This window comes from Paenibacillus sp. P36 (assembly GCF_045866505.1).
Classification (GTDB): domain Bacteria; phylum Bacillota; class Bacilli; order Paenibacillales; family NBRC-103111; genus Paenibacillus_E; species Paenibacillus_E chondroitinus.
Genome location: NZ_AP038372.1, coordinates 4,223,441 through 4,244,604 on the forward strand (window position 1 = coordinate 4,223,441; position 21,164 = coordinate 4,244,604).

24 protein-coding genes are annotated in these 21,164 nt (G+C 42.8%); 17 read left to right on the top strand and 7 right to left on the bottom strand.

From position 1 onward, the window contains the following. The first annotated feature begins 80 nt into the window (after positions 1-80). The 7 genes from ACKTT9_RS18920 (at position 81) to ACKTT9_RS18950 (ending at position 6,147) form a co-directional block, all read left to right on the top strand. Positions 81-815, top strand: a complete 735-nt coding sequence (locus tag ACKTT9_RS18920; protein ID WP_407872816.1) for a glycosyltransferase family 2 protein — start codon at positions 81-83, stop codon at positions 813-815. A gap of 274 nt (positions 816-1,089) precedes the next feature. Beyond that, entirely contained in the window at positions 1,090-2,448 is a 1,359-nt protein-coding gene (locus ACKTT9_RS18925) for an ABC transporter substrate-binding protein (RefSeq protein WP_407872817.1), read from the top strand. 74 nt (positions 2,449-2,522) lie between these two features. After that, positions 2,523-3,413, top strand: coding sequence for a carbohydrate ABC transporter permease (locus ACKTT9_RS18930; RefSeq protein ID WP_407872818.1), 891 nt, complete (start codon positions 2,523-2,525; stop codon positions 3,411-3,413). A 14-nt stretch (positions 3,414-3,427) separates the two neighbouring features. Further along, entirely contained in the window at positions 3,428-4,255 is an 828-nt protein-coding gene (locus tag ACKTT9_RS18935) for a carbohydrate ABC transporter permease (protein WP_407872819.1), read from the top strand. 141 nt (positions 4,256-4,396) lie between these two features. Further along, on the top strand, positions 4,397-5,008 hold the full coding sequence (locus ACKTT9_RS18940) for a class I SAM-dependent methyltransferase (protein ID WP_407872820.1): 612 nt from the start codon (positions 4,397-4,399) through the stop codon (positions 5,006-5,008). A 28-nt stretch (positions 5,009-5,036) separates the two neighbouring features. Further along, positions 5,037-5,612, top strand: coding sequence for a histidine phosphatase family protein (locus ACKTT9_RS18945; RefSeq protein WP_407872821.1), 576 nt, complete (start codon positions 5,037-5,039; stop codon positions 5,610-5,612). A 4-nt stretch (positions 5,613-5,616) separates the two neighbouring features. Further along, the gene (locus tag ACKTT9_RS18950; RefSeq protein WP_407872822.1) at positions 5,617-6,147 is read left to right on the top strand and encodes a GNAT family N-acetyltransferase; all 531 of its coding nucleotides are present in this window, start codon (positions 5,617-5,619) and stop codon (positions 6,145-6,147) included. A 44-nt stretch (positions 6,148-6,191) separates the two neighbouring features. On the opposite strand, the gene ACKTT9_RS18955 is transcribed toward ACKTT9_RS18950, so the two are convergent. Both ACKTT9_RS18955 and ACKTT9_RS18960 read right to left on the bottom strand, forming a co-directional pair. After that, positions 6,192-6,353 carry a hypothetical protein gene (locus ACKTT9_RS18955; protein ID WP_157326216.1) on the bottom strand — a complete coding sequence of 54 codons (162 nt, stop codon included), beginning with the start codon at positions 6,351-6,353 and terminating at the stop codon, positions 6,192-6,194. A 146-nt stretch (positions 6,354-6,499) separates the two neighbouring features. Then, positions 6,500-6,832: a nuclear transport factor 2 family protein gene (locus tag ACKTT9_RS18960; protein WP_407872823.1), complete on the bottom strand. Its 333-nt coding sequence runs from the start codon at positions 6,830-6,832 to the stop codon at positions 6,500-6,502. A gap of 176 nt (positions 6,833-7,008) precedes the next feature. On the opposite strand from ACKTT9_RS18960, the gene ACKTT9_RS18965 reads away from it, so the two are divergent. The 3 genes from ACKTT9_RS18965 to ACKTT9_RS18975 all read left to right on the top strand — a co-directional run bounded on the left by ACKTT9_RS18965 (position 7,009) and on the right by ACKTT9_RS18975 (position 8,486). Beyond that, entirely contained in the window at positions 7,009-7,482 is a 474-nt protein-coding gene (locus ACKTT9_RS18965; RefSeq protein WP_407872824.1) for an SRPBCC family protein, read from the top strand. Positions 7,483-7,645: 163 nt separating this feature from the next. Next, entirely contained in the window at positions 7,646-8,071 is a 426-nt protein-coding gene (locus tag ACKTT9_RS18970) for a MarR family winged helix-turn-helix transcriptional regulator (RefSeq protein WP_407872825.1), read from the top strand. A gap of 70 nt (positions 8,072-8,141) precedes the next feature. Then, positions 8,142-8,486 (top strand): DoxX family protein, encoded by a 345-nt coding sequence (locus tag ACKTT9_RS18975; protein WP_407872826.1) that lies wholly within the window; start codon positions 8,142-8,144, stop codon positions 8,484-8,486. A gap of 47 nt (positions 8,487-8,533) precedes the next feature. On the opposite strand, the gene ACKTT9_RS18980 is transcribed toward ACKTT9_RS18975, so the two are convergent. After that, positions 8,534-9,445 (bottom strand): haloalkane dehalogenase, encoded by a 912-nt coding sequence (locus ACKTT9_RS18980; protein ID WP_407872827.1) that lies wholly within the window; start codon positions 9,443-9,445, stop codon positions 8,534-8,536. A 120-nt stretch (positions 9,446-9,565) separates the two neighbouring features. Between ACKTT9_RS18980 and ACKTT9_RS18985 the strand changes: the two genes are divergently transcribed. The 7 genes from ACKTT9_RS18985 to ACKTT9_RS19015 all read left to right on the top strand — a co-directional run bounded on the left by ACKTT9_RS18985 (position 9,566) and on the right by ACKTT9_RS19015 (position 18,625). Next, positions 9,566-10,531, top strand: a complete 966-nt coding sequence (locus ACKTT9_RS18985) for a right-handed parallel beta-helix repeat-containing protein (RefSeq protein ID WP_407872828.1) — start codon at positions 9,566-9,568, stop codon at positions 10,529-10,531. A gap of 122 nt (positions 10,532-10,653) precedes the next feature. Next, positions 10,654-12,252 carry a response regulator gene (locus ACKTT9_RS18990; RefSeq protein WP_407872829.1) on the top strand — a complete coding sequence of 533 codons (1,599 nt, stop codon included), beginning with the start codon at positions 10,654-10,656 and terminating at the stop codon, positions 12,250-12,252. Further along, entirely contained in the window at positions 12,249-13,976 is a 1,728-nt protein-coding gene (locus tag ACKTT9_RS18995) for a sensor histidine kinase (RefSeq protein WP_407872830.1), read from the top strand. Before ACKTT9_RS18990 ends, ACKTT9_RS18995 begins: the two co-directional genes overlap by 4 nt. Before the next feature lie 110 nt (positions 13,977-14,086). Further along, complete coding sequence (locus tag ACKTT9_RS19000; protein WP_407872831.1) at positions 14,087-15,046, top strand: ABC transporter permease; 960 nt, start codon at positions 14,087-14,089, stop codon at positions 15,044-15,046. 36 nt (positions 15,047-15,082) lie between these two features. After that, complete coding sequence (locus ACKTT9_RS19005) at positions 15,083-15,970, top strand: carbohydrate ABC transporter permease (protein ID WP_407872832.1); 888 nt, start codon at positions 15,083-15,085, stop codon at positions 15,968-15,970. A gap of 18 nt (positions 15,971-15,988) precedes the next feature. After that, positions 15,989-17,581, top strand: a complete 1,593-nt coding sequence (locus ACKTT9_RS19010; protein WP_407872833.1) for a hypothetical protein — start codon at positions 15,989-15,991, stop codon at positions 17,579-17,581. 129 nt (positions 17,582-17,710) lie between these two features. Next, on the top strand, positions 17,711-18,625 hold the full coding sequence (locus ACKTT9_RS19015; protein WP_407872834.1) for a phosphotransferase family protein: 915 nt from the start codon (positions 17,711-17,713) through the stop codon (positions 18,623-18,625). Positions 18,626-18,695: 70 nt separating this feature from the next. On the opposite strand, the gene ACKTT9_RS19020 is transcribed toward ACKTT9_RS19015, so the two are convergent. The 4 genes from ACKTT9_RS19020 to ACKTT9_RS19035 all read right to left on the bottom strand — a co-directional run bounded on the left by ACKTT9_RS19020 (position 18,696) and on the right by ACKTT9_RS19035 (position 21,074). Next, positions 18,696-19,124 carry an SRPBCC family protein gene (locus ACKTT9_RS19020; protein ID WP_407872835.1) on the bottom strand — a complete coding sequence of 143 codons (429 nt, stop codon included), beginning with the start codon at positions 19,122-19,124 and terminating at the stop codon, positions 18,696-18,698. Then, positions 19,121-19,651 carry an SRPBCC family protein gene (locus ACKTT9_RS19025; RefSeq protein ID WP_407872836.1) on the bottom strand — a complete coding sequence of 177 codons (531 nt, stop codon included), beginning with the start codon at positions 19,649-19,651 and terminating at the stop codon, positions 19,121-19,123. Before ACKTT9_RS19025 ends, ACKTT9_RS19020 begins: the two co-directional genes overlap by 4 nt. Continuing rightward, positions 19,648-19,977 (bottom strand): ArsR/SmtB family transcription factor, encoded by a 330-nt coding sequence (locus tag ACKTT9_RS19030; RefSeq protein WP_407872837.1) that lies wholly within the window; start codon positions 19,975-19,977, stop codon positions 19,648-19,650. The genes ACKTT9_RS19025 and ACKTT9_RS19030 overlap by 4 nt, the downstream gene beginning before the upstream one ends. A 128-nt stretch (positions 19,978-20,105) precedes the next feature. Then, positions 20,106-21,074: a DMT family transporter gene (locus ACKTT9_RS19035; RefSeq protein WP_407872838.1), complete on the bottom strand. Its 969-nt coding sequence runs from the start codon at positions 21,072-21,074 to the stop codon at positions 20,106-20,108. Between the last annotated feature and the right edge of the window lie 90 nt (positions 21,075-21,164).

Genomic DNA, 21,164 nt, shown 5'->3' on the forward strand with positions numbered 1-21,164 from the left:
AGGCGGGCTTCTTTTTTTGTTTCACAAATGATCTACCATAGACGTATGTTGAATTATTGGTAGGAAAGGGGAGGAAACGAATGGGGAAAATCACAACGGCTGCCGGTGTTTCTATCATTACGTGTACCAATCGTCCACAATATTTCAATCACATTTTGCATAATTTTCAAAGACAACACGACTTGTTAAAAGAACTTATCATTATTATAAATAATGACCAAATGAATCTTGCCGCTTATCGCCTCAGAGCGCGTAAAGTTGCCAACGTCCGCGTGTATCAAGTCAACGAGAAGACTTCGTTAGGACAGTGCCTCAATTGCGGAATCGCGAAAACCAAATTCCCGTATATCGCCAAATTTGATGATGATGACTATTACTCACCCTTTTACTTAAAAGAGCAAATGAAGGCACTGCGTTTGACGAAAAGTGATGTTGTTGGCAAGCACGCCTGCCTGGTTTATCTCGCGGCTGCTCACAAGCTGCTTATTAGATCACCTCATGAGCGAAACAAAGAGGTTAAGTTTGTGCAAGGAGGCACGATTTTGTTCCACAGACGTGTTCTTAAGAGGGTGCAGTTTCCTGACCGCTCGCTGGGAGAAGACGTAGCTTTTCTCAGAGCATGTAATCAACATGGTTTTAAAACTTTTGCAACGACACCTTTTAACTACGTGTACATCCGTCGTAAAAATAAACAAAGCCATACTTGGCGAGTGAAAGATGATTTTTATCTAAAGGGCAGCCAGCTTCTCTCGTTGACGAGAGATTTCCGCGCGATCGCCAAAACTGAAAGTATAAAAAAACCGCCTCGCCGATAGGGGATCGGCGGTGCGGTAAGGGGGAGAGTCTACGTTTACCAATATATTCTTGGATCCATCATATGTCGTAGGTGTTCTGCCTAATTTGGCTCCGACAAATAAAGTAAGTTTATAAGAAGGAGTAAAGACCGTTCTTCTGAAAATTGTCCGCCAGAAAGCGGGCTTTTTGTACGTTATAAGGCGTAATCGTACCTTATGGTGAACTCATTTTTCCCCTACAATCAGTCATGTAAGCGCTACAATTATCTCGAATTTATTACTGGGGGTATTCGAAATGAGGGACTGGACGAAACTCAGCAGCATCGGACTCGCATCAATCATGGCAGTTTCACTTACAGCGTGTGGAACGGAAACGAAAAGTGACGCGGGCTCAAAAGCAACACCGGTAACATCTACAACTCCTGCCGCGGCAACAACAGCTGCGCCTGCTGCAACAACGGCTGCAGCACCAGCCAATGCTCCTATCAAGCTTAGCATTTATACCAATCATTTCGACGATGACACATCAAAGCCTTATGATTACGCAGTTGCGGAGCTAAAAAAAGAAATGCCCAACATTGAAGTTACGCTAGTCCCTGGCCTGCAAGATAATGGACAGAAAATCAAAACGCAAATGGCAACCGGAGATTTGCCTGATATTATTGACACGAATTGGGATATCATGCAGATCGGAAGCAAGTCGAATAATATTCTGACCTTAGATGATGCTCCGGAAACGGCACAATTCAAGAAAGATTTGAACAAAGGCAACGAAGCGAAACTAATTGCACCAGATGGCCATGTGTATGGCTATCCGTATGCCGGCACTGAATTTATTATTTTGTACTATAATAAAAAGCTTTTTGCTGAAGCAGGCATAGAGGCGCCGATCAAAACGATCGATCAATTGAAGGATGCCGCTAAAAAGTTCAATGCGAAGGGAATCATTCCACTCGCGATCTTCTCCAAAGAGAAATGGATTGGCAACGCCTTGTTGCAAGGCTTCATGACTCGAGAGGAGCCGAAAGGTTACGGAGCCCTCAATGGCGCGGCAGAAACGCCGGAAGCTCTGAAGCTGGCCGCCAAGCAAGTAGAAGAGCTGCAAAAGGCCGGCCTATTTGCTAAAAATGCGACGCAGACGAACTATGATCAAGCTTCTTCACTTTTTTATCAAGGCAAAGCGGCCATGTTCGTGAATGGTCAATGGGAAATACCAAGCTCACAAAAAAATCTCGGAGACAATGTAGAGTTCATGAATTTCCCAGCGAAAGATGAAGCCACTTACGAAAAGGCGAAGTTTGCCATGAATGGGGCCGGGGGACCAGGAGGCTTCGCCGTTTCCGCCAAAACAAAAAACAAAGAAGCTGCCATTAAAGTAGCGGCATTCATGGCACGTAAATATGCAGAGTACAAGTATACGCAAGTGGGCACACCGATTGTTTCCATCAAGGTCGATAAGCCTATCACAGCGCAAGTACCTGCTATGCTGTCTCGTCTTGGTAAAGAAGTGATCCCCAATATCACGAGCTTCGCAACCGTGCAGAATGATACAAATGTGAATCTCAGTATTGACGTCAACTCACAGAACTTGATTGTGGCAGGATTTACGGCGAATCAGTTCGTAACGAATCTCAATAAAACACTGAAGAAATAAATCCTTTCAGTACCTGATGACTCACATCGACCTGTAAGTCGGTGTGAGTTTTTTTCAAGAAAGGGAGCATAGAGATGAAACAATACTTAGGAAACAAATGGGCTATTCTCATTTTTTTAACTCCGGCAATTGTACTTTATAGTGTCATTGTGTTTTATCCCATTCTTCAGACTGTTTATCGCAGTTTTTTTGAATGGGATGGGCTTGGCGAAGCGACTTTTATAGGCGTGCGAAATTATATCGACCTTAGTCAAGATTATTTATTGACGACATCGCTGCGAAACGGGCTTTTGTTCGCCCTGGTGTTAGTCATTTTCCAAATCGGTCTAGGTACGTTGTTGGCGCTAATATGCTCGGATCCGACGGTGAAAGGGCGAAAAGTCCTGAAAACCGCCTATTTCATTCCCGTTGTACTGTCGGTCACGGTCGTGTGTCAACTTTGGCTTTCCATGTATGACCCGGTTAACGGAATCATTAATAAGTTGTTTCAAGCACTTGGAATCGCTTATCAGCAAGACTGGTTGAACTCGCCGAGCGTCTCCATTATAGCAATTGCTTTCGTTAATGCTTGGCAGTATATGGGGTTTCAGTTTGCCTTGCTTTATGCCGGCGCGAAATCCGTTCCAGAACATTATACAGAAGCTGCTCGAATCGATGGCGCAGGTAAATGGCGGGCGCATTGGCATATCACGCTCCCATTAATGAAGGAGACGTTCAAGTTTTGCTTTATTATTGCCATTACGGCTGGGATAGGGGCTTATGTGCAAATGGCTATTATGACAAATGGCGGACCAGGAACGACAAACTATACGATAACGTTCATGATCATTCGAAATGCATTTTCGGGCAATCAATATGGGTATGCTTGTGCCATTTCGGTTTTGTTGATTGTGATTAGCCTAATCGCCACCATCATCATCAATAAAGTGTTCGATAGCAGAGAAACCGGATTGGAACAAGGGTAAAGGAGAGTCATCATATGAACAAAATCGTTGGAATCGTCCTGCAGTCCTTTTTATGGGCCTATTTCGTTATTTCCGTCTATCCGTTGATATGGATGGTTTCCTATTCGTTGAAAAACAATGATGAAATTTTCGTAACCAATCCTTTCGGATTGCCAACACACTTCCGATACGAAAATTATGTGAATGCCTGGAATAAATTCAGTGTCCCGACTTATATCACCAATAGCATGATTGTTTCAACGATAACAACGATAGGTGTTGTCTTGTTCGCCGTCATGTTTGCCTATGCGATTGCCAGGCTTCGGTGGAAATTTCGCGAAACTGTGCGGATTTACATGATTATCGGAATGTTTATTCCGATTCAAGTCATTATCATTCCCTTGGCGATTATCGTGAAAGATTTTCACTTGACGAATACTTACGGTGCTTTATTGATCCCTTATGTGGCATTTGGTCTGCCCTTTGCCTCGATGGTCTTTTATGGATTCCTGCGTGGGATCCCGCAAGAGTTGGAAGAATCGGCTTGTATGGATGGCGCTTCCATTTACCTCACGTTCTTTCGTATCATGCTGCCGATTCTCACTCCAGCCGTCGCCACCATCATTATTCTGCAGTTTATGGGAACGTGGAATGAATTCTTTTTGGCATCGATTTTAATAACAAAAGAGGAACTAATGACTTTGCCGATAGGGCTCATCTATTTTCAAGGCCTTCACGCGACCGACTGGGGTGGCATGGGGGCTGTCATGACGATCGCCAGCTTGCCGATGGTCGTGTTATATTTGATTTTCACCGAACAAGTGGAAAGCGCATTGACGGTCAGTTCCGCTGTGAAGGGATGAATGGACGAATTTTTTAGGCTGCTGAGCGATAGCTTGGCGGCTTTTTGCATTAACTGGTAGAAATTAGGGAGGAATATTGAAACTTTATTAGTTTTAAAGTGTCTAAACAGAGAGACTTGAGGAAGGGAGCGAAAGAAGCGAATGGATACGTATTGGAACCACAATACAGCATTTCATGAAGAGTTGGTGGACAACGCTAAAGTTCATGGCGGTCGAGTACTCGACATCGGATGTGGGGACGGGTTATTACTTCAACGGCTCGCGCCCTTCGCTCAGCAGGTTGTCGGCATAGACCCCGATTCGAATTCATTCGAACGCGCACGGACACGGCTTGCTGCAGTATCAAATGTAACACTCATAAACGGTGACTTCCTTACCATGCCAATCCCTTCTCATGAGGAACGCTTTTCTACTGTCATTTGTGTAGCAACTTTGCACCATATGGACTTAAGAAGCGCACTGGTGAAAATGAACCAAGTACTAGCGCCTGGCGGCCGGCTCCTCATCATTGGGTTAGCAGCGGATAAGTCGATGATTGATTTTATCATCGCAGGGCTGCTGCTTCTCCCAATCCGGATTATGGACCGAGCCCATGGCGGAATGCAGGGTCCAAATGTGCGAATTGCAGAACCCAAAGAATCAATTAAGGAGATTCGTCAAGCTGTAAACGAGATCCTTCCAGGGGCAATTGTCCGGCGCCGTTTCTATTACCGTTATCTACTTTCTTGGGTAAAACCAACGGACACCCATTAAGAATATTGTTAGGAGGTTATGGTTAGTTATGACTACATACATTTATTTTGTACGACATGGTATCGCACCATTTTCACATGAACTGGAACGGGCAGGAGGAGCAAGCCTATCAGAACAAGGAAAAGCAGATGCCATAAGAGTGGCCGAATTGTTAGGCAATGAAAATATAGATGTTTTAGTTTCGAGCTCCTATCATCGAGCAAAAGAAACAGTTACTCCATTGGCAGAGCTGCTAAAACAAGAAATTATCCAATACGATGAACTCATTGAAAGACCCATTGCGAGCTTGAATTATCCAATACCCGAAGAACAATTTCTACTTGGGATTGAAAAATCATTCACAGATATTGATTTTTGCATGCCTGAGGGCGAGACAACAAGACAAGCTCAAGAGCGAGCGATACCCGTTATATTGAAATTGCTATCTGACTATGCAGGTAAAAAAATTGTTATTGGGACACATGGGAATATTATGACCATCATATTGAAGTATTTTGACTCAAGTTATGGATTTGAATTTTGGAAGCAAACAAGCAAACCTGATATTTACAAACTTGAATTCGAAGACAAGAAATTAAGAAGTGTTGAGAGGTTATGGAGGTGAAGAGATGCGAAACTCAATTAGGCTGGTACAGCCTTCGGCTGAGTATAAGGATGAATATATTTCGTTTTATGAGGATTGGATAGCGAGTGGTGAAGATATAGTTCCTTGGACTGTAGAGAAGGAGCCTTATGATTTCACCGTCATGCTGAATTTCTTATACTCACAAGATTCCGAAGAGAAGATAACGGACGGAAGATTTGTGCCGCACTCTACCTATTGGTTACTAGATGATGATTCGGGAATGATTATTGGCGCTGCAAATCTGAGGCATAGACTGAATGAAAAACTGCTCAATAGCGGCGGACATATTGGATATGGCATACGGCCGTCAGCAAGAAGAAAAGGGTATGCGACACAGCTTTTGGCCTTAACATTAGAACGGATGAAAGAGATGGGCCTGAACAATGTACTTCTTGTTTGTGATAAGGGAAACGTGGCCTCTGAAAGAACCATCCTAAAAAACGGTGGCAAGTTTGAATCGGAATATGTAGAGGATCATGGAAATGTGGTTAGACGTTTCTGGATCCAGATATGAAAAAGAGGCTGCCGGAACCAACGGCAGTCTCTTTCGTTAACTAGTTACGCTTTTTTTATCGTATAAAAACCATACTGTTCGATTTCATCTAAAGCTTTACGTCCAAAAGACTCAATGAGTTCATCAGCTCGGATTTTCGTTCCGCCAAGTGTAAGTCCGTCCCAACGTACAACTCTACCGTCTTTAACCAAGAAATAATCATCCATATTGTTGCCTCCCAAATGACATTTTGGAAATCTGTGTGTTAGCATGCGCAGAGTTCATCTGCCTATACGTATTTTACCATTATTTTGTTTTCCACGCATCTTGAAAAGCAGGGTCAGCAGGTCTGTGGAGATATCAGAACAGCAGCTTAATTCCGAAGAAACCAAACTTTAATAATCATATCATCCTTTATTTCATACATGGCCACAGCTTCCAAAATAGCGCCTTCTAATCTGCCGATGATTTGCTCATGGTCGATGACATATTTGCCATGAATGATTCTTTTATCCACCGTTGCAAACATGTTCGGGAAGGTTTCAAACAATTTTTCATAACGCGCTCTCATAGCAGCCTGGCCTTCCATAGTAAGGGTGTCAGGAAAATCATAGATTTTCACATCTTCACTATAACAGCTCATGAATAAATCAATATTTTTATCGTTGTATGCTTGTAATTGTCTTTCTACAACCGAGTTTTCCATGTGTCTTTCCTCCAAAAAAATAGTGTCGTGGCAGAAGTATAGTATAAACAAATTTGCCGCATTGTAGAAGAGTAACAGCAATACATATTCAATGGATGTCTTCACTGGTATTTGTTATGATTGAACTACCTAGTGAGTTAGAATTCATCAAGCTGAATATTTGGGAGGATTGAGACATGAGCCACAACAATGAAACAAACATCGCCGCGGCGCAAGTAGGAGATTGCGAGATTGTGATCACCCGAGTATTCGATGCTCCGCGTGAACTGGTGTTTGAAGCTTGGACGAACGAAGAGCAGTTGTCGAAATGGTGGGGGCCGAGAGGTTTTTCATCTACATTTCAGAAGTTTGAAATGAGACCAGGAGGTACATGCGAGTTTATCATGCATGGTCCTGATGGCGTTAATTTTCCTAATACCAATGAGATTCTTGTGGTCGATAAACCAGAACGCATTGTGCTTAAACACGCTGTGTTTCCTCATTTTACCGCAACAGCCGTTTTTGAAGACTTGGATGGGAAAACGAAACTTACCTATAGCTCGGTTTATGAAGAAACAGAAGCTACCTTTGATAAGGTGAAGGTTTACGCTGCTCCAGGAGCTGAACAAACCATGGACCGCCTTGGGGAGCATTTGGCAAGTTTAATTTAACGTTTAGACAATATTAACCAGCGGCAGTAGGCTAATATTTAATTATGCCGCTGGATTCATCATAATATTCTCAGCTTAACGGCCTCATTTGACAAACAAACGTTTTTAAGTTATTTTATATGCTATAGCATATATTAATTTGATAAAGAAGGGAGCGCATAGGATGGAGCTGAGTAATCTCACTGGGTTTCTTGTTCATCGAACTGATGTTAAGATGACTAATTTTTTCACAAAAATACTTAAACAATATGAAGTAACTCCGGAACAATGGGGAATCCTTCTTGTACTTGATACAGAAAGAGCGACGAGCCAGAAAGAGCTTGCTGAAGCCATCGATCGAGATCAAACTACCGTTGTGAGGATGATTTACTCACTGGAGAAGAAAGAAATCGTAAGAAGAATACAGAATGAAGCGGATAAACGCTCCCACAACTTGTTCCTTAGCGATAAAGGAATGAGTCTCAAAACCAAGCTAATGCCGATTGTAAAGGCAGCTCACGATCATGTAACCAAATATCTGAGTAACGATGAGATTCAACAGTTGCATGTAATACTTAGCAAACTATATTCAACCGTAAAAGATGAATGAGTGCCTTGGCATCAAATATATGCTATAGCATATAAATGTAATCATTTTAAAATGAAAGAGCGTGAAAACAATGATAATAGCTATTATTTTACAAGTTATTTTGGGTATTTTCTTCATAATAACAGGAACGAGAATCATTTCAGGTAAAATGGCTAAGGAATTTAGCCGAATTGGACTCCCGTCCTTTTTTAATTTCGTAACTGGTTTTTTTGAAATCATAGGCTCAGTTGGCATGATCGTGGGGATGTGGTATCCCATCGTAGCCCTGTTATCCGGTTTACTTCTAGGAGCAACAATGCTGGCCGCAGCCTTTAGTCTGCTTGTGATGGCACGTGATCCATTTACCAAAGCGATCCCAGCCATCATCCTGTGTCTGCTCTCATTTGCAATTGCTCTTTATCATTTCAACCTCTAAATGTGAAAATAAGAAAGAGGCTGCCAGCAGCAACGGCAGCCTTCTTTTTACGATTTGGAGGAAACCTCACTATACCATCGCTGTAGTTCTTGGCCGATAGCATGCGGGTTTTCCTCCACTAAATGATGATAACCCTTGCCAATATCGAAGGTTGTGAAGTTTTGCAGATTTGCTTGGCACCAGCTTATTTGCGGTTCGCGAATGGTGCATCCTGGTGTGGCGTAAAACAGGATTTTCGGCATAGAGGCCTCAGTGAACCATTTGTTACGCAAAAGCACGGCTTGTACGACTTCATCGGGGCTGCCCTCGATAGGTATTTGGTTCGGAAACACCCACATAGGTTTTCTGTTGTCCTGATTCTTGAAGGGTTCGCGATACTGTTCATGCTCTTCCAGGGATAAAGACCGGTTGATGATGATCGTAGGCATGCCTTCAACAAACACGCTCTTATCCCGCATCAGCGGCCATCCGAGCTCGGGATCGCGCAGAGTCTGGAAAAGCTCTTTCGCTTCAGCAGGCGTAAACACGGACCAATCCGGACATGGATACAAGGCTTGCGGTTCAATCATCGCAACTGCCTTCACTTTGTCCGAGTGATTCATAGCATACTGCAAGCCTATCGCCATTCCCCAATCGTGCCCGACGATCGTGAGATCAGCAAGACCTAGTTTTTCAATAAACTGGCTCATGTAGTCGACATGCTCCAAGAAGGTATACCCGACATCTGATTTGTCGGATCTGCCCATCCCGATTAGATCGACCGCGATGCAGCGTGCGGAGTCCGCTAGGTAGGGGATGATATTTCTCCACATGTATGACCATGTCGGGTTGCCATGCAAGAATAGGATAGGATTTCCTGATCCTTGATCGATATAATGCAATTGCTGACCATTTATCTCAAGAAAACGGGATTCGAAGGGATATTCTTTTCCAATTGGTGCAGTCTCATGGTTAGACATACGGTTACAACTCCCTTAATATTTATTGTTGAAATACTGGTCAAATGTTCCTTTCTAAGCAGCATCGTTTTGAATTTACTATAGAACAGATAGTTAATTCTTATCGATTGAGGTGATAGAATGGCGATCATTGAGGTATTTCCCAACAGTCAGACGGCCATTCAAGATGCGGTTACGATGGCGAATGAAGGCGACGTCATATTGGTACATAGAGGCGTGTACCATGAAAGTGTACAGGTATCCAGTATTAAAAACAACATTCGCATCATTTCCAAGCATAAGCAAGCTGCGATTTTAGATGGAAGGTGCATGCTGCTTGATGCATTTGAGTTAAATGGTGTCGCTGGCGTCGAAATTTACGGTTTTAAAATGATAAACTATCTTTCACGCGGTATTCAGCTTCTTAATGCAAAATCGAATCATATTCTTAGTAATAAAATCAGCGATATCGGCGGGGGCGTTAATCCCGTTGGTATCTTTATAAATAATTCAATAGGCAATTTAGTCATGCAGAATGTAGTTGAGCGAATTGGAAGCGCAGGATCAGGAACGGGGATTCATCTTCAATCTGTTACTGGCAGCTGGGTGATTAAGAATAAGCTGAAGCACAATTCAGCCCAAGGTATTGAGGTCATTGATGGCAGCCACAATGCGATTGTCGGTAATCAGATCTCCCATAATAAAGGCGACGGGATTCTGGTGAGTCGGGTAGACAACAATCTCATATATGATAATAAGATAACTAACAATGGAAATAACGGAGTAAATGCACAGAGCACGAATACAATTGTATTGGATAGCAAAATAAAAGGGAACCGCGAAAATGGCCTATTCATCGCATTTAATTATAACTTTGCCGGTTTCAATGAAATCAAAGATAATAAACTGAGCGGGATTCAAGTTATCTCTGACTTTAATGATATTCAGAATAATAAGATTGAAAACAATGAAAACAACGGCGTATATATCCATCAACCACATACTGCAAATTTGGTGTTCGCAAATCAATTTAAGCGCAATAACCCAAATAACATCAAAGATGAAGGAGAAAACAATAATATTATTCAGAATACGATGAAGGATTAAGTATCGTCATACAGCAAAACAGGTTGGCGCAGTGCTACGCGCGGCAGCCTGTTTCGTATGCAACAAATCATAAAAAAACACAGACCTATAAAAGTTATCACATGGCATGTAGGTTGCAATCCATGTATCATCTAAGTAACCGTTCATGGGTAAATCTGGATGCGGAGGGTGGTTGGGTGTACAAAGCATTGGTTGTTGACGACGAAAGAATTGAACGCGAAGGCATTAAATTTTTAATAGAAACGCTAGGGCTGTCTTTAATAACTGCCGAAGCGGAAAACGGAGTCAAAGCATGGGAGTACTTGCAAGCCAACGAAGTGGACATCCTGTTCACGGATATCCGCATGCCTTTTATGGATGGTTTGGCGCTTGCGACTAAGGCCAAGAAACTTAATCCCAAACTTAAAGTTATTATTGTAAGCGCATTCGGGGATTTCGAGTATGCCAAACAAGCTATTCAAATTCATGTTGTTCACTATTTGCTCAAGCCCGTTGAGGTATCTGAGTTTTTGGAGGTTGTGACGCAGGTTGTCCACTTATGCGATGAAGATCGGGAGCAAAGGGAAATAACGCTTAAGCTTCAGCAGGTGTACGAAATAGGAAACCGTTACGTACAGGAACAAACGCTGCTTAATTTATTGCAAGGAACCGCGTCTACGCGCAATGCCTTAGCGGGTGAGACTGTTTTCGAATGGCTAGATGAAAATGCAAGATATCGAGTTGTTCTAATGGATATGCGGAGAAAGTTTTTTGATTCCGTTGATCATGGATTCGAAGCCGAATTGAAATCAATGCTTCCATGGGAATGTTTGTATGTAAACTTGAATGAATATCAAAGTGTGCTCTTCTTACATATTGAAAAAAGTTGCGATGATATCACGAGCTTAGAGCCGTATGGGTTACAGCTGCAAGAGTACCTGCTTGTAACGTATCATGCTAATCATGTGCTTGTTTTCAGCAAATTACTTAACGGCTTTCAGATGCTTTCAGCTGAATTTCAGGAGATGGAAAAAAGATTGGAACACAAATTTTTCCTGCCTGAATCAGCCATAATGTTTATGGAACAAGCCTGCCCTTCACGGCAGGATGAACCTACGGATATTGAGCGATTACTCGAGGAAATCTCAACTCATATGACCTATGGCGAAACTCTTTTGATTCGAACCGGTATCGAACAAATGTTCTATACACTTCAAAACAGCAATAGCCTTTCCAACATTTATGTAAAATACATATGCACGGAAATTGCAAAGAAATATATCCAGACGTATAAACGTGAATACCATGCTTGCTTTCATAGGTTTGTCGAGCAAATCTATACAACACAAAATCTGGTCCAACTGAAAGATTTGATGATCGACCTGATCGTTGAGCGAGAGAAGCCTTCTACAGAGTCACCCAGAAAGGTGATCGGCGAAGTTCTTAGGCTGATTCACCGCAATTATGGACAGGATATCGGCTTGGATTCTTTGGCGGAGAAGGCTTATTTGTCCCCAAGCTATTTGAGCCACCTGTTCAAGAAAGAGACCGGAGCAAGCCTTGTCAAATATATAACCTGCTACAGATTGGAAAAGGCGGGTGAACTGCTTCGGAGTACCACGAAGAAAATTTCAGATATTTCGCAAGAGGTGGGCTATACCAACTTCGCTTATTTCTGTTCCATATTCAAAAATTATTACGGGAAAACGCCCGCCAAGTATCGGGAAGGGGACTCCGCATGAGTCGCTGGCTGGACGTGCTCAAGAATATGCGCTTCAAGCAAAAGCTGATCCTGTCGTACCTGGTTGTTAGCTTAATTCCACTGGCATTGCTAGGCGCCTATTCGTACAATAAATCCAAGCTTTTTCTCCAAAAACAAGCGATCCAAGGCTTGCAGAATACGGTTGGGACATTAGCAAGAGGGATGAACGATAAGTCGGAACAGGTTGAGCGGACAGTGGATTCCGTCGTTATGAATACAGGACTGCAGCGTATTTTTGCTACTGACTATGCAAGCCTTACCCTTCTTTCCGAAGATCTAAGAAACTATGTGAGTCCCTATTTTAGCATGATCAAAAATTTGAATACAGACATTCTGCAGCTCACCGTCTATACATCAGGCAAAATGCCCGAGTATGGTGAGTTTATTCTCTCATTGGACCGGATTAAGGAAGGGAGTCCGTGGTATAAGGACATAGCCGAACAAAAGAAAACGGGTTGGTATCTTGAAAGCTCTGAGCTGGCCGTATTCAGACCGTTTCCAACGATTCTGTACAATCAGATGTCCGGTATTCTGTACTTGAAGCTGAACAAGGATCGCTTTTTTGATTCGCTTACAACGGTGAGTACGGCACAGTCCGCACACGATGGACTATTTATCTCCGACCACAATAATCAAATTGTTTACTCCAACAACATTGAAGCTGCGGAACTTCAACGACAAATGCTGCAGGCTCCGTTAAAGAACAAGGATATGGTCGAAATCGATGGCCTTCGTTATATCCTGATTCAGGAGCCACTTCGCCAAGCCAATTGGACGCTTCATTATTATATACCGGAACAGGACATATCCATGGATGCGACAAGTATTGTCAAAGCGACGATTGCACTCATTATTACGTGTATGGTCATATTGGTTGTCCTTATCTCGGTATTTTCGCATACCATGATCAAACGTATTTATCACCTGAATAAATGGATGAAGCAGGTACAGCTCGGAAATTTGCAGATGGATATTCGAAGCGATAGCAGGGATGAAATAGGGGAATTAACGAATCGTTTCGGTATTATGCTCCGCCGGATTAATGAGCTGGTAACAGAAGTATACCAGAACAAACTTTTTCAGAAAGAAGCGGAGTTTAAAGCCCTCCAGGCTCAAATTAATCCGCATTTTTTATATAACACGTTGTCCGTCATTAACTGGAAATCATTGAAGATCGGGGCTACGGATATAAGCCATGTGGTCACGATGTTATCCCGCTTCTATCGGACTGCTTTAAACCGTGGTGAAAGTATGACTTCGGTGAAGGATGAGCTGCAGAACACTCAGTCTTTTGTGGAGATTCAGCTGGTTATGCACGATTACAGCTTCGACGTCAGTTACCAAATAGATGATGATGTCTATCAGTACGATACGGTGAATCTATCCATTCAGCCGCTTGTCGAGAATGCAATCGTACATGGAATCGACCAAAAGGAAGAAGGCGGAGGCAAGCTGACGATTAAGGCTATTGCTAACCAGGATACGATTGACATTCATGTAACGGACAACGGGCCTGGTATCGATAAGCATCGACTTGGTGAGATTCTGATTAAACAGTCCAAGGGATACGGATTAAAAAATGTGAATGAGCGCATTAAACTCGTGTTCGGGAAAGAGTATGGCATTGAAGTGATCAGTGAAATGGGGCAAGGAACGACGATGATCATGACAATTCCGAAATATAGAAACACAAAATCGCAATAAATCAATATTTTTCAAAAAAATGAGATAAATCAATGAAATCAACGCTGTGCTATAGTAAATAACAAGTGAATGCGCATTCATTTCAGATTTGTGGGAAAGGAGAGGGTTATTTGCAGGAATCCGTTGTCGTAACCCCAAGAGTTGAAACCGTTTCCAGAACAAAAAGTGAATTCAGACGGAAATTGAAAAACTATCGCGTTCTTTACTTTATGCTGCTTCCAGGCTTGCTTTATTTTCTTGTTTTCCACTATATCCCGATCTACGGTGTTGTGCTAGCTTTTAAAAACTTCAAAATTATGCAAGGCATTATAGCGAGTCCCTGGGTGGGATTTGATCATTTTGAAAAAGTTTTTGCAGATCCGAATTTTTATCGCGTCTTAAATAATACGCTGATTATCAGTTTGTATAAAATCGTCTTTGCTTTCCCGATTCCGATTATTTTCGCCCTCTTATTAAGTGAAATCACGAGAGAACGGTTTAAGAAACTCGTTCAGACGATTTCCTATTTGCCTCATTTCATGTCTTGGGTCATTTTGGCCGGGATATTCATTAGCATCTTCTCGCTGAAAGGTCCTATGAATGCAATTGTCAAACTATTCGGTGGCGATCCGGTTTTATTCATGGCTGATGATCGATACTTCCGTACGATTCTGGTCCTAACAGACATTTACCAAGGCTTTGGTTGGGGATCTATTGTTTATTTTGCAGCGATCGCCGGGATCGATCCGCAGCTTCAGGAAGCAGCCATTATGGATGGTGCCAGCCGTTTTAAAAGAATCATTTACATAACGCTTCCGATGCTGTTACCCGTTATCTCCATTATGCTTATCCTTCGTATGGCTCATGTGCTGGATGCTGGCTTCGATCAAATTTTCAATATGTATAACCCCAAAGTGTACGGAGTATCAGACATTCTTGATACTTTCGTGTATAGAAAGGGTTTGCTGGAAACGAACTATAGCTATGCGACAGCGGTGGGGCTCTTTAAATCCGTCGTGGCCCTTGTGCTAATCGTGCTTGTCAATAAAGCCGTTCACATGATGGGAGGAAAGGACCATACCCTTTGGTAGTCAGGCTTGAGGGAAGAGGGATGGAGGAAATCTGCTATGAATAAGACGAAAAAAACAACTGTAGAGACAATCGGTGAATTTTCGCTTTACCTGGTTATGATTGTGATTACGATAATCACCTTGTACCCTTTTTGGAATCAAGTGGTGACGTCGATTAGTTCTGAAAGCACCTTATATACGACAGGGATGCTGCTTTTTCCGAGCAAGCTTTCCTTTGAAAGCTACTATGTTATTTTTCAATACAAAGCGATCTGGTCCGGTTATGGCAACACGATTCTGCGTACAATTCTGGCCGTAAGTTTAAGTCTAACTTTTACCGCGTTGTTCGCTTATCCGTTGTCCAAGAAGGATTTGCCTTTTAACCGAACCGTCACATCGCTCGTGCTGTTCACCATGCTGTTCAGCGGAGGTTTAATTCCCAATTATTTGCTGATTAAAAAGCTGGGCATTTATAACTCCATTTGGGCTCTTGTGTTGCCAAGTATGATCAGTGCATTCAATGCGTTAATTATGAGGAACTTCTTCCGATCGATTCCGGACAGCCTTGAAGAGTCAGCGCGCGTGGATGGAGCGGGTTACTTCTTTATTTTTCGTAAAATCATTGTGCCTTTATCCAAACCGGTTCTGGCTACAGTTGCATTGTGGATCGCGGTCCAGCACTGGAACGCTTGGTTTGACGCCTTAATTTATATAACCGACCCGAAGAAGCAGGTGCTGCAGGTCATTCTCAGAAAAATCATCGTGGATAATAATATGGATCAATTAAACGCTATGCTTTATCAATTTGATCAAAAGGACATGTTCTCTACTCGTCAGCTGCAAGCTACCGTTATTATGTTTTCTGTCATTCCTATGTTAGTGATTTACCCTTTCGTGCAAAAGTATTTTGTTAAAGGGATCATGATCGGTGCCGTTAAAGGATAAACAATAGGGATTGAAAGGGTGATCAAATTGAAAAAGGTTATTCCAGTGACGATAAGCGTCGCTTTATTTGGAGCCGTTCTGGCTGGTTGTTCAACGGGAAGTGGTGTAAAAGGGGAACAAACCGCTGCACCAACGGTCGAGAAAAAAATGAAATTAAGCTATCTGAATCAGAATTTCGATAAAACCGTCAAAGATTCTTATGCGATTAAGTATGTCGAAAACAAGTTCAATGTCGATATTGAACAACTCCCACGTTCGAAAGACAATTATAAGGACGAGCTTCTGCTAAAAGTGGCTTCTGGAGAAATCCCGGATGTATGGGTGGATCTAGGTTTTCCCGAATATGAGAAACTGGTGAATCAGGGAGCTGTTGCCGAAATTCCGCAGGAGATGATTGAGAAGAATGCCCCGCATTACTGGGCTTGGCTGAAGAAGCATTTGGGTGATGACCCCTTGAAGTTATATAAGAGAGACGGTAAAAATTATTCCATGCCGATCATCCAGACGTTGGGGCCGGACCGTACGGTTGTTGGTTTGCGTAAGGACTGGCTGGAGCAAGTGGGCATCACGAAAAACCCTGAAACATTGGAAGAGTTTGAAGATGCACTGCGCAAGTTCCGCAATAACGATCCCGATAAAAATGGAAAAAAAGATACCTACGGTTGGACGGGTCAAGCTGTAGGCGTGAAAGATATTTTCAGCCCGGTATTCGGTGCGTTCGGTGTATTTCCAGGTACATTTACGGATAAGGACGGTAAAATCGTTCGGGGAGAGATTGAGCCGGGAGCGAAACAAGCGCTTACGCTGCTTAATAAATGGTACAAGGAGGAGCTGCTCGATCCGGAATTTGTGTTAAACAAAGGACAGAACGTGGATGATAAAATCATCTCCAGCAAAGCCGGAATTGTAACCGCTTCCTGGTACCAATTTATTACGAAAGCCGCTTTTTTTGATGGAAAATATTACGATAAACTTCGTGTCAATGTACCGAACGCCAATTGGGTGTTAACCGCTGGACCCAAAGGACCTGATGGACAACAGGGCACTGTACAGTTAAACCCTATCGCAAGTTCAGGCGGCCAATTCGGCAAACATATGGAAAGAGACAAGGAGAAGATGGCCAAATACTTGCAGGTTGCGGATGCCACAGCTTTTGATGCAGAGACTTTTGAGAATATTGTGTATGGGGAAAAAGGAAAAACCTATAAGAAGGGAGAGAAAGGAGATTACATATATCTCCCTCCTTACGATAAAGAAGAAGAGCAGATCAAGTTCGGTATCGGTCAGCAGTACACGTTCCTGGGCAAATCATTTAACGATTATGACTTTCAGACTCCGTATATGACTCTTAACGAGCTGATGTCATTACGTAAGTCTTCTGAGCACATTGGCAAAGGAAAATACGATATCATGCAACCAATTGCGATTCCAGCATATAACGAAAACATCGACGCGCTTGACCAATTGACGCTGAAAACTTATATCGATATCATCACCGGACAGCGTCCTGTAAGCGATTTCGATAAGTATGTGGAAGAGTGGAAAAAGGCCGGCGGTACCAAAGTCATGGCCGAAGCACAGAAGAAATATGAAGAAAACTTCAAAAAGTAATTGGGCATGATGATCAAATACACCTAAGTTTGTGTGGCGGCTTCGTGACACAAACTTAGGTGTGTTGATTTTTCATGGTATAATTTAGAAGAAATCTATTCTATCGTTTTATCACAAGGGAGTGTGCATATGAACCTAACTGATCTTAAGAAACACATTCCGTCTATGTCGAATATCTCTGATATTTCGCTGGTTACTAAGGGATTTTCTTACGATGTTAAGTACTTTTTATATGAGGAAAGCGACTCACCTAAATTTGTCTTACGCACTTCACCAAAGCAACAATTTCAGCAAAAAAAGCAAGAGTTTGATGCCGTCACACGTATCTATGAAAGGGGAGTCAAGACATCCAGGCCGTTAGAATTCGGTTCGATCGAAGCTTTAGACATTTGTTACATGATACTGAATTATGTTGAAGGGGAGGATGCTTCTGAAATTCTTCCTTCGTTATCGACAGACGAACAATATCAGATCGGTGTTGAAGCGGGCAAAGAACTAAAAGTCATGCATGAAATAGCTGCACCTGGCATGGAAAGTTGGCATGAACGAAGATTATTGAAACATAATCGCCAGTATGAAAGTTACCGGAACAGCGGGGTTCAGCTGCCAGAGGAGGATGCCATTTTATCTTTTATCAATAACAATCTAATACATATGACCGATCGCCCTAATCGATTCCAACATGATGATTTCCATCCGAGCAATCTGATTGTTCATCATCGCCGTTATTCAGGGGTCATCGATTTTAACCGCTATGATTGGGGAGATCCTTACCATGATTTTTTGAAAATCGCCTATTTCAGTAGGGAAGTAAGCATTCCATTTTGCGTTGGGCAAATCAATGGGTATTTTAATAACGAAGTTCCCCAAGAGTTCTGGAAGTTGTACGCATTGTATACAGCTATGATTATCTTTCCAACGATTACGTGGACTCTTAAAGTTGTGCCGGAGCAGCTTGAATCCATGTTGGCTAGAATTCGCGTTGTGCTGGAAGATCATCAGAATTTTGAGGAAATTGTTCCTCTCTGGTATAAAGAAAACTAGCAGGGAAACAAAAAGGAAAGCAGGACGCGTTATGACATGCGCCGCGTGCTTTCCTTTTTCTTATAGCCTGCTAATGAACTAACGCTGCCCGTAATGTCGTGATGCCGTGTTCCAGATAAGCCTTAAGGCATGTCAACGTATATACCCAGCCTTCTTTGTTGCCTACAAGTAACGGAATAGACTCCATGTCATCTGCAAAACCGTCTTCGTTCACTTCGATTATCGTGTTCATTTCGTCCTTTAACGTGAATGTTATGGTGACGAGGTGTACATGCCCGTAATCCCATTCGAATGTAATTTTCTCATCTTTCACGATCTCTTTAACTCTAATCTCGCCATCCGCATTGTATTCATCATAGCGCAGCTTGATTGTTTTGCCAGGTGCCCATCTCTCAGAACTGGAAGAGAACCAGAAGTTTCCGATCTTCTCGGGATCGACGAATGCTTCGAATACTTCATTTGCCGGTTTGGCAATGGCCATTTTGGTTACATTGTTCATCGGTTACCCTCGCTTTCGAACATTTTTTTGAACTCGTCATGCAGCTCTTGCCATCCATAAAGAACAGCGTTGCTTCCAGCCATAGAAGGCATCTGTTTGCCGTCGAGGATGCCAGTTAAGCCTTTTAAACATAAAGTCCAACCCGCTGCAAGAGAAGGTGCCATTTGATAATCTGTGAAGCGATGGCGGAGAATAAGAATGGTGTTGTTATCACTCACACTTAATTCCCAACGTAAAATGTCGTTGCCCCACTTGAAAACAAGCAGGTGAGGGGCTTCCACCGTAAGCACTTCGCCTTGTCGTTTGACGTTTTCCTCTGAATGGTTCACGTGGGATAGTGTGACCTCTCCAGTCGATACAAGGTCCCGATCCGTGGCAAAAGGGCCCCAAGCCGGTAGTTGATCCGATTCAGTTAGAGCAGCCCATACATCTTCTATCGGATGCTTCAGCGTGCGTTCAAGAATTAACACCCATTCTTCATCCGAACGGTTAAGGAGGGGCATTAGTTCTTCGCCTTGTGGTTTCATTGCAGGTTCTCCTTTTTGTTTCGTTTTTGCCGATCGAGATGTTCTTCCAGCCTATCGACGTGTTGATTCCATTTTGCGCGATATGTACTTAACCAATCATCCACACCGGCTAAAGGACTTGCATCCAAAGAATAGATACGGCGCTGTGCATCTGCTTGGACACGAACGAGGCCGCTCTCGCGCAATAATCGCAAGTGACTGGAAATCAGCGGCTGGGATAAACCCAACTCTTCGGTTAAATCTTTGACCGTTGAATCTGAACGCAGCAAACAGTCCAGGATTCTACGCCGAGAAGGCTCGGCAATTATGGTATAAATGTCGTGCAAAATCATCACCTCTTGTCTGTCTGATAATTAGTATAAGTGATCGTTTATATAAATACAAATGCATATAAAAAGACAAAAAGACACCTCGAAGGTGTCTTTTTATAGTTCACGGACTGGTTAACTAGAATCTAACGGGAATCACTAGTGCGCGAGGACTTAGAGGAGCCTACACGTCTGCCTGGCCATGTTTTTACATTCGTACCAAGCACACCCACAATAATAATAATTGCACCGATGATGTGATAATAGGCAAGCTGTTCATTTAAAAAGACGAAGCCCCCAACAATTGAAACCAAAGTAGCAAGATGATTGAACACACTTACCTTCGATGCCTCCAATTTGGATAAGGCGAAGTTGCTGAGCAAGCTGGAAACGAGCGAAGAGAGGACGCCCAAATAGAGAATAGACATTAAGAACACCGGACTGGCAAATGGCTCAAAATAAAGGGATAGCGTTCCTAATGCCAAATGCTCACTAGCCGCCATGAGGTTGAAAACAAGGAAACCAATGATGGTCATCACATAGGTCATGGCAAACACATTCAATCGCAAAGTTAGCTTTCTTGCAAGCACACTGTATCCCGCTAAAGAAAGGGCTGACAAAAGAATGAGCAGTGTACCTTTCATATTCGTTACATCAATTGTCGTGCCTTTCATGACAAAGATGAATATAACCCCTGCAACGGAGAGTAGCGTAGAAAACTGTTGCAACCTAGTTGCACGTTCCTTCAGGAAAAGTGCTGCTGCAATCATCGTGAAGATCGGCACGGTCGCATGGATAATGCCTGCTTCAGCAGAAGTGGTGAACTGTAAGCCAAACGCTTGAAAAGCAAAGAACAGCGACGGATATAAGACCGCAACTGGAAGAATAACCAGAACATCCCGCGGTTGTATCTGCAGCTTCACCCATCCTAATAGAACAGGACTGGTGGCGGCGATAAGGGAGATCGTAAATCGGTGAGCAAGGCTATCCAGTGGGGAAGCAACTGTTAAAGCTAATTTTCCAAACAGAAATGAGAGTCCTACAATGGTGGAATAAATTACGATGGCTGAGTAGGCATAGCGCTTTGTTTTGGTATCGATTTGTGCGGTTGTCATGACGTTCCTCCTATTATCTGTACTTGATATGACTATCGTATCTCACCCTCACTACATGCTACAATATAGAAAATAGCAATCTGTACCGTT

Excerpts from the sequence above, each read along its gene's own strand:
- ACKTT9_RS18920 (WP_407872816.1), top strand. The coding sequence starts at position 81 with ATGGGGAAAATCACAACGGCTGCCGGTGTTTCTATCATTACGTGTACC.
- ACKTT9_RS18925 (WP_407872817.1), top strand. The coding sequence starts at position 1,090 with ATGAGGGACTGGACGAAACTCAGCAGCATCGGACTCGCATCAATCATG.
- ACKTT9_RS18930 (WP_407872818.1), top strand. The coding sequence starts at position 2,523 with ATGAAACAATACTTAGGAAACAAATGGGCTATTCTCATTTTTTTAACT.
- ACKTT9_RS18935 (WP_407872819.1), top strand. The coding sequence starts at position 3,428 with ATGAACAAAATCGTTGGAATCGTCCTGCAGTCCTTTTTATGGGCCTAT.
- ACKTT9_RS18940 (WP_407872820.1), top strand. The coding sequence starts at position 4,397 with ATGGATACGTATTGGAACCACAATACAGCATTTCATGAAGAGTTGGTG.
- ACKTT9_RS18945 (WP_407872821.1), top strand. The coding sequence starts at position 5,037 with ATGACTACATACATTTATTTTGTACGACATGGTATCGCACCATTTTCA.
- ACKTT9_RS18950 (WP_407872822.1), top strand. The coding sequence starts at position 5,617 with ATGCGAAACTCAATTAGGCTGGTACAGCCTTCGGCTGAGTATAAGGAT.
- ACKTT9_RS18955 (WP_157326216.1), bottom strand. The coding sequence starts at position 6,353 with ATGGATGATTATTTCTTGGTTAAAGACGGTAGAGTTGTACGTTGGGAC.
- ACKTT9_RS18960 (WP_407872823.1), bottom strand. The coding sequence starts at position 6,832 with ATGGAAAACTCGGTTGTAGAAAGACAATTACAAGCATACAACGATAAA.
- ACKTT9_RS18965 (WP_407872824.1), top strand. The coding sequence starts at position 7,009 with ATGAGCCACAACAATGAAACAAACATCGCCGCGGCGCAAGTAGGAGAT.
- ACKTT9_RS18970 (WP_407872825.1), top strand. The coding sequence starts at position 7,646 with ATGGAGCTGAGTAATCTCACTGGGTTTCTTGTTCATCGAACTGATGTT.
- ACKTT9_RS18975 (WP_407872826.1), top strand. The coding sequence starts at position 8,142 with ATGATAATAGCTATTATTTTACAAGTTATTTTGGGTATTTTCTTCATA.
- ACKTT9_RS18980 (WP_407872827.1), bottom strand. The coding sequence starts at position 9,445 with ATGTCTAACCATGAGACTGCACCAATTGGAAAAGAATATCCCTTCGAA.
- ACKTT9_RS18985 (WP_407872828.1), top strand. The coding sequence starts at position 9,566 with ATGGCGATCATTGAGGTATTTCCCAACAGTCAGACGGCCATTCAAGAT.
- ACKTT9_RS18990 (WP_407872829.1), top strand. The coding sequence starts at position 10,654 with ATGTATCATCTAAGTAACCGTTCATGGGTAAATCTGGATGCGGAGGGT.
- ACKTT9_RS18995 (WP_407872830.1), top strand. The coding sequence starts at position 12,249 with ATGAGTCGCTGGCTGGACGTGCTCAAGAATATGCGCTTCAAGCAAAAG.
- ACKTT9_RS19005 (WP_407872832.1), top strand. The coding sequence starts at position 15,083 with ATGAATAAGACGAAAAAAACAACTGTAGAGACAATCGGTGAATTTTCG.
- ACKTT9_RS19015 (WP_407872834.1), top strand. The coding sequence starts at position 17,711 with ATGAACCTAACTGATCTTAAGAAACACATTCCGTCTATGTCGAATATC.
- ACKTT9_RS19020 (WP_407872835.1), bottom strand. The coding sequence starts at position 19,124 with ATGAACAATGTAACCAAAATGGCCATTGCCAAACCGGCAAATGAAGTA.
- ACKTT9_RS19025 (WP_407872836.1), bottom strand. The coding sequence starts at position 19,651 with ATGAAACCACAAGGCGAAGAACTAATGCCCCTCCTTAACCGTTCGGAT.
- ACKTT9_RS19035 (WP_407872838.1), bottom strand. The coding sequence starts at position 21,074 with ATGACAACCGCACAAATCGATACCAAAACAAAGCGCTATGCCTACTCA.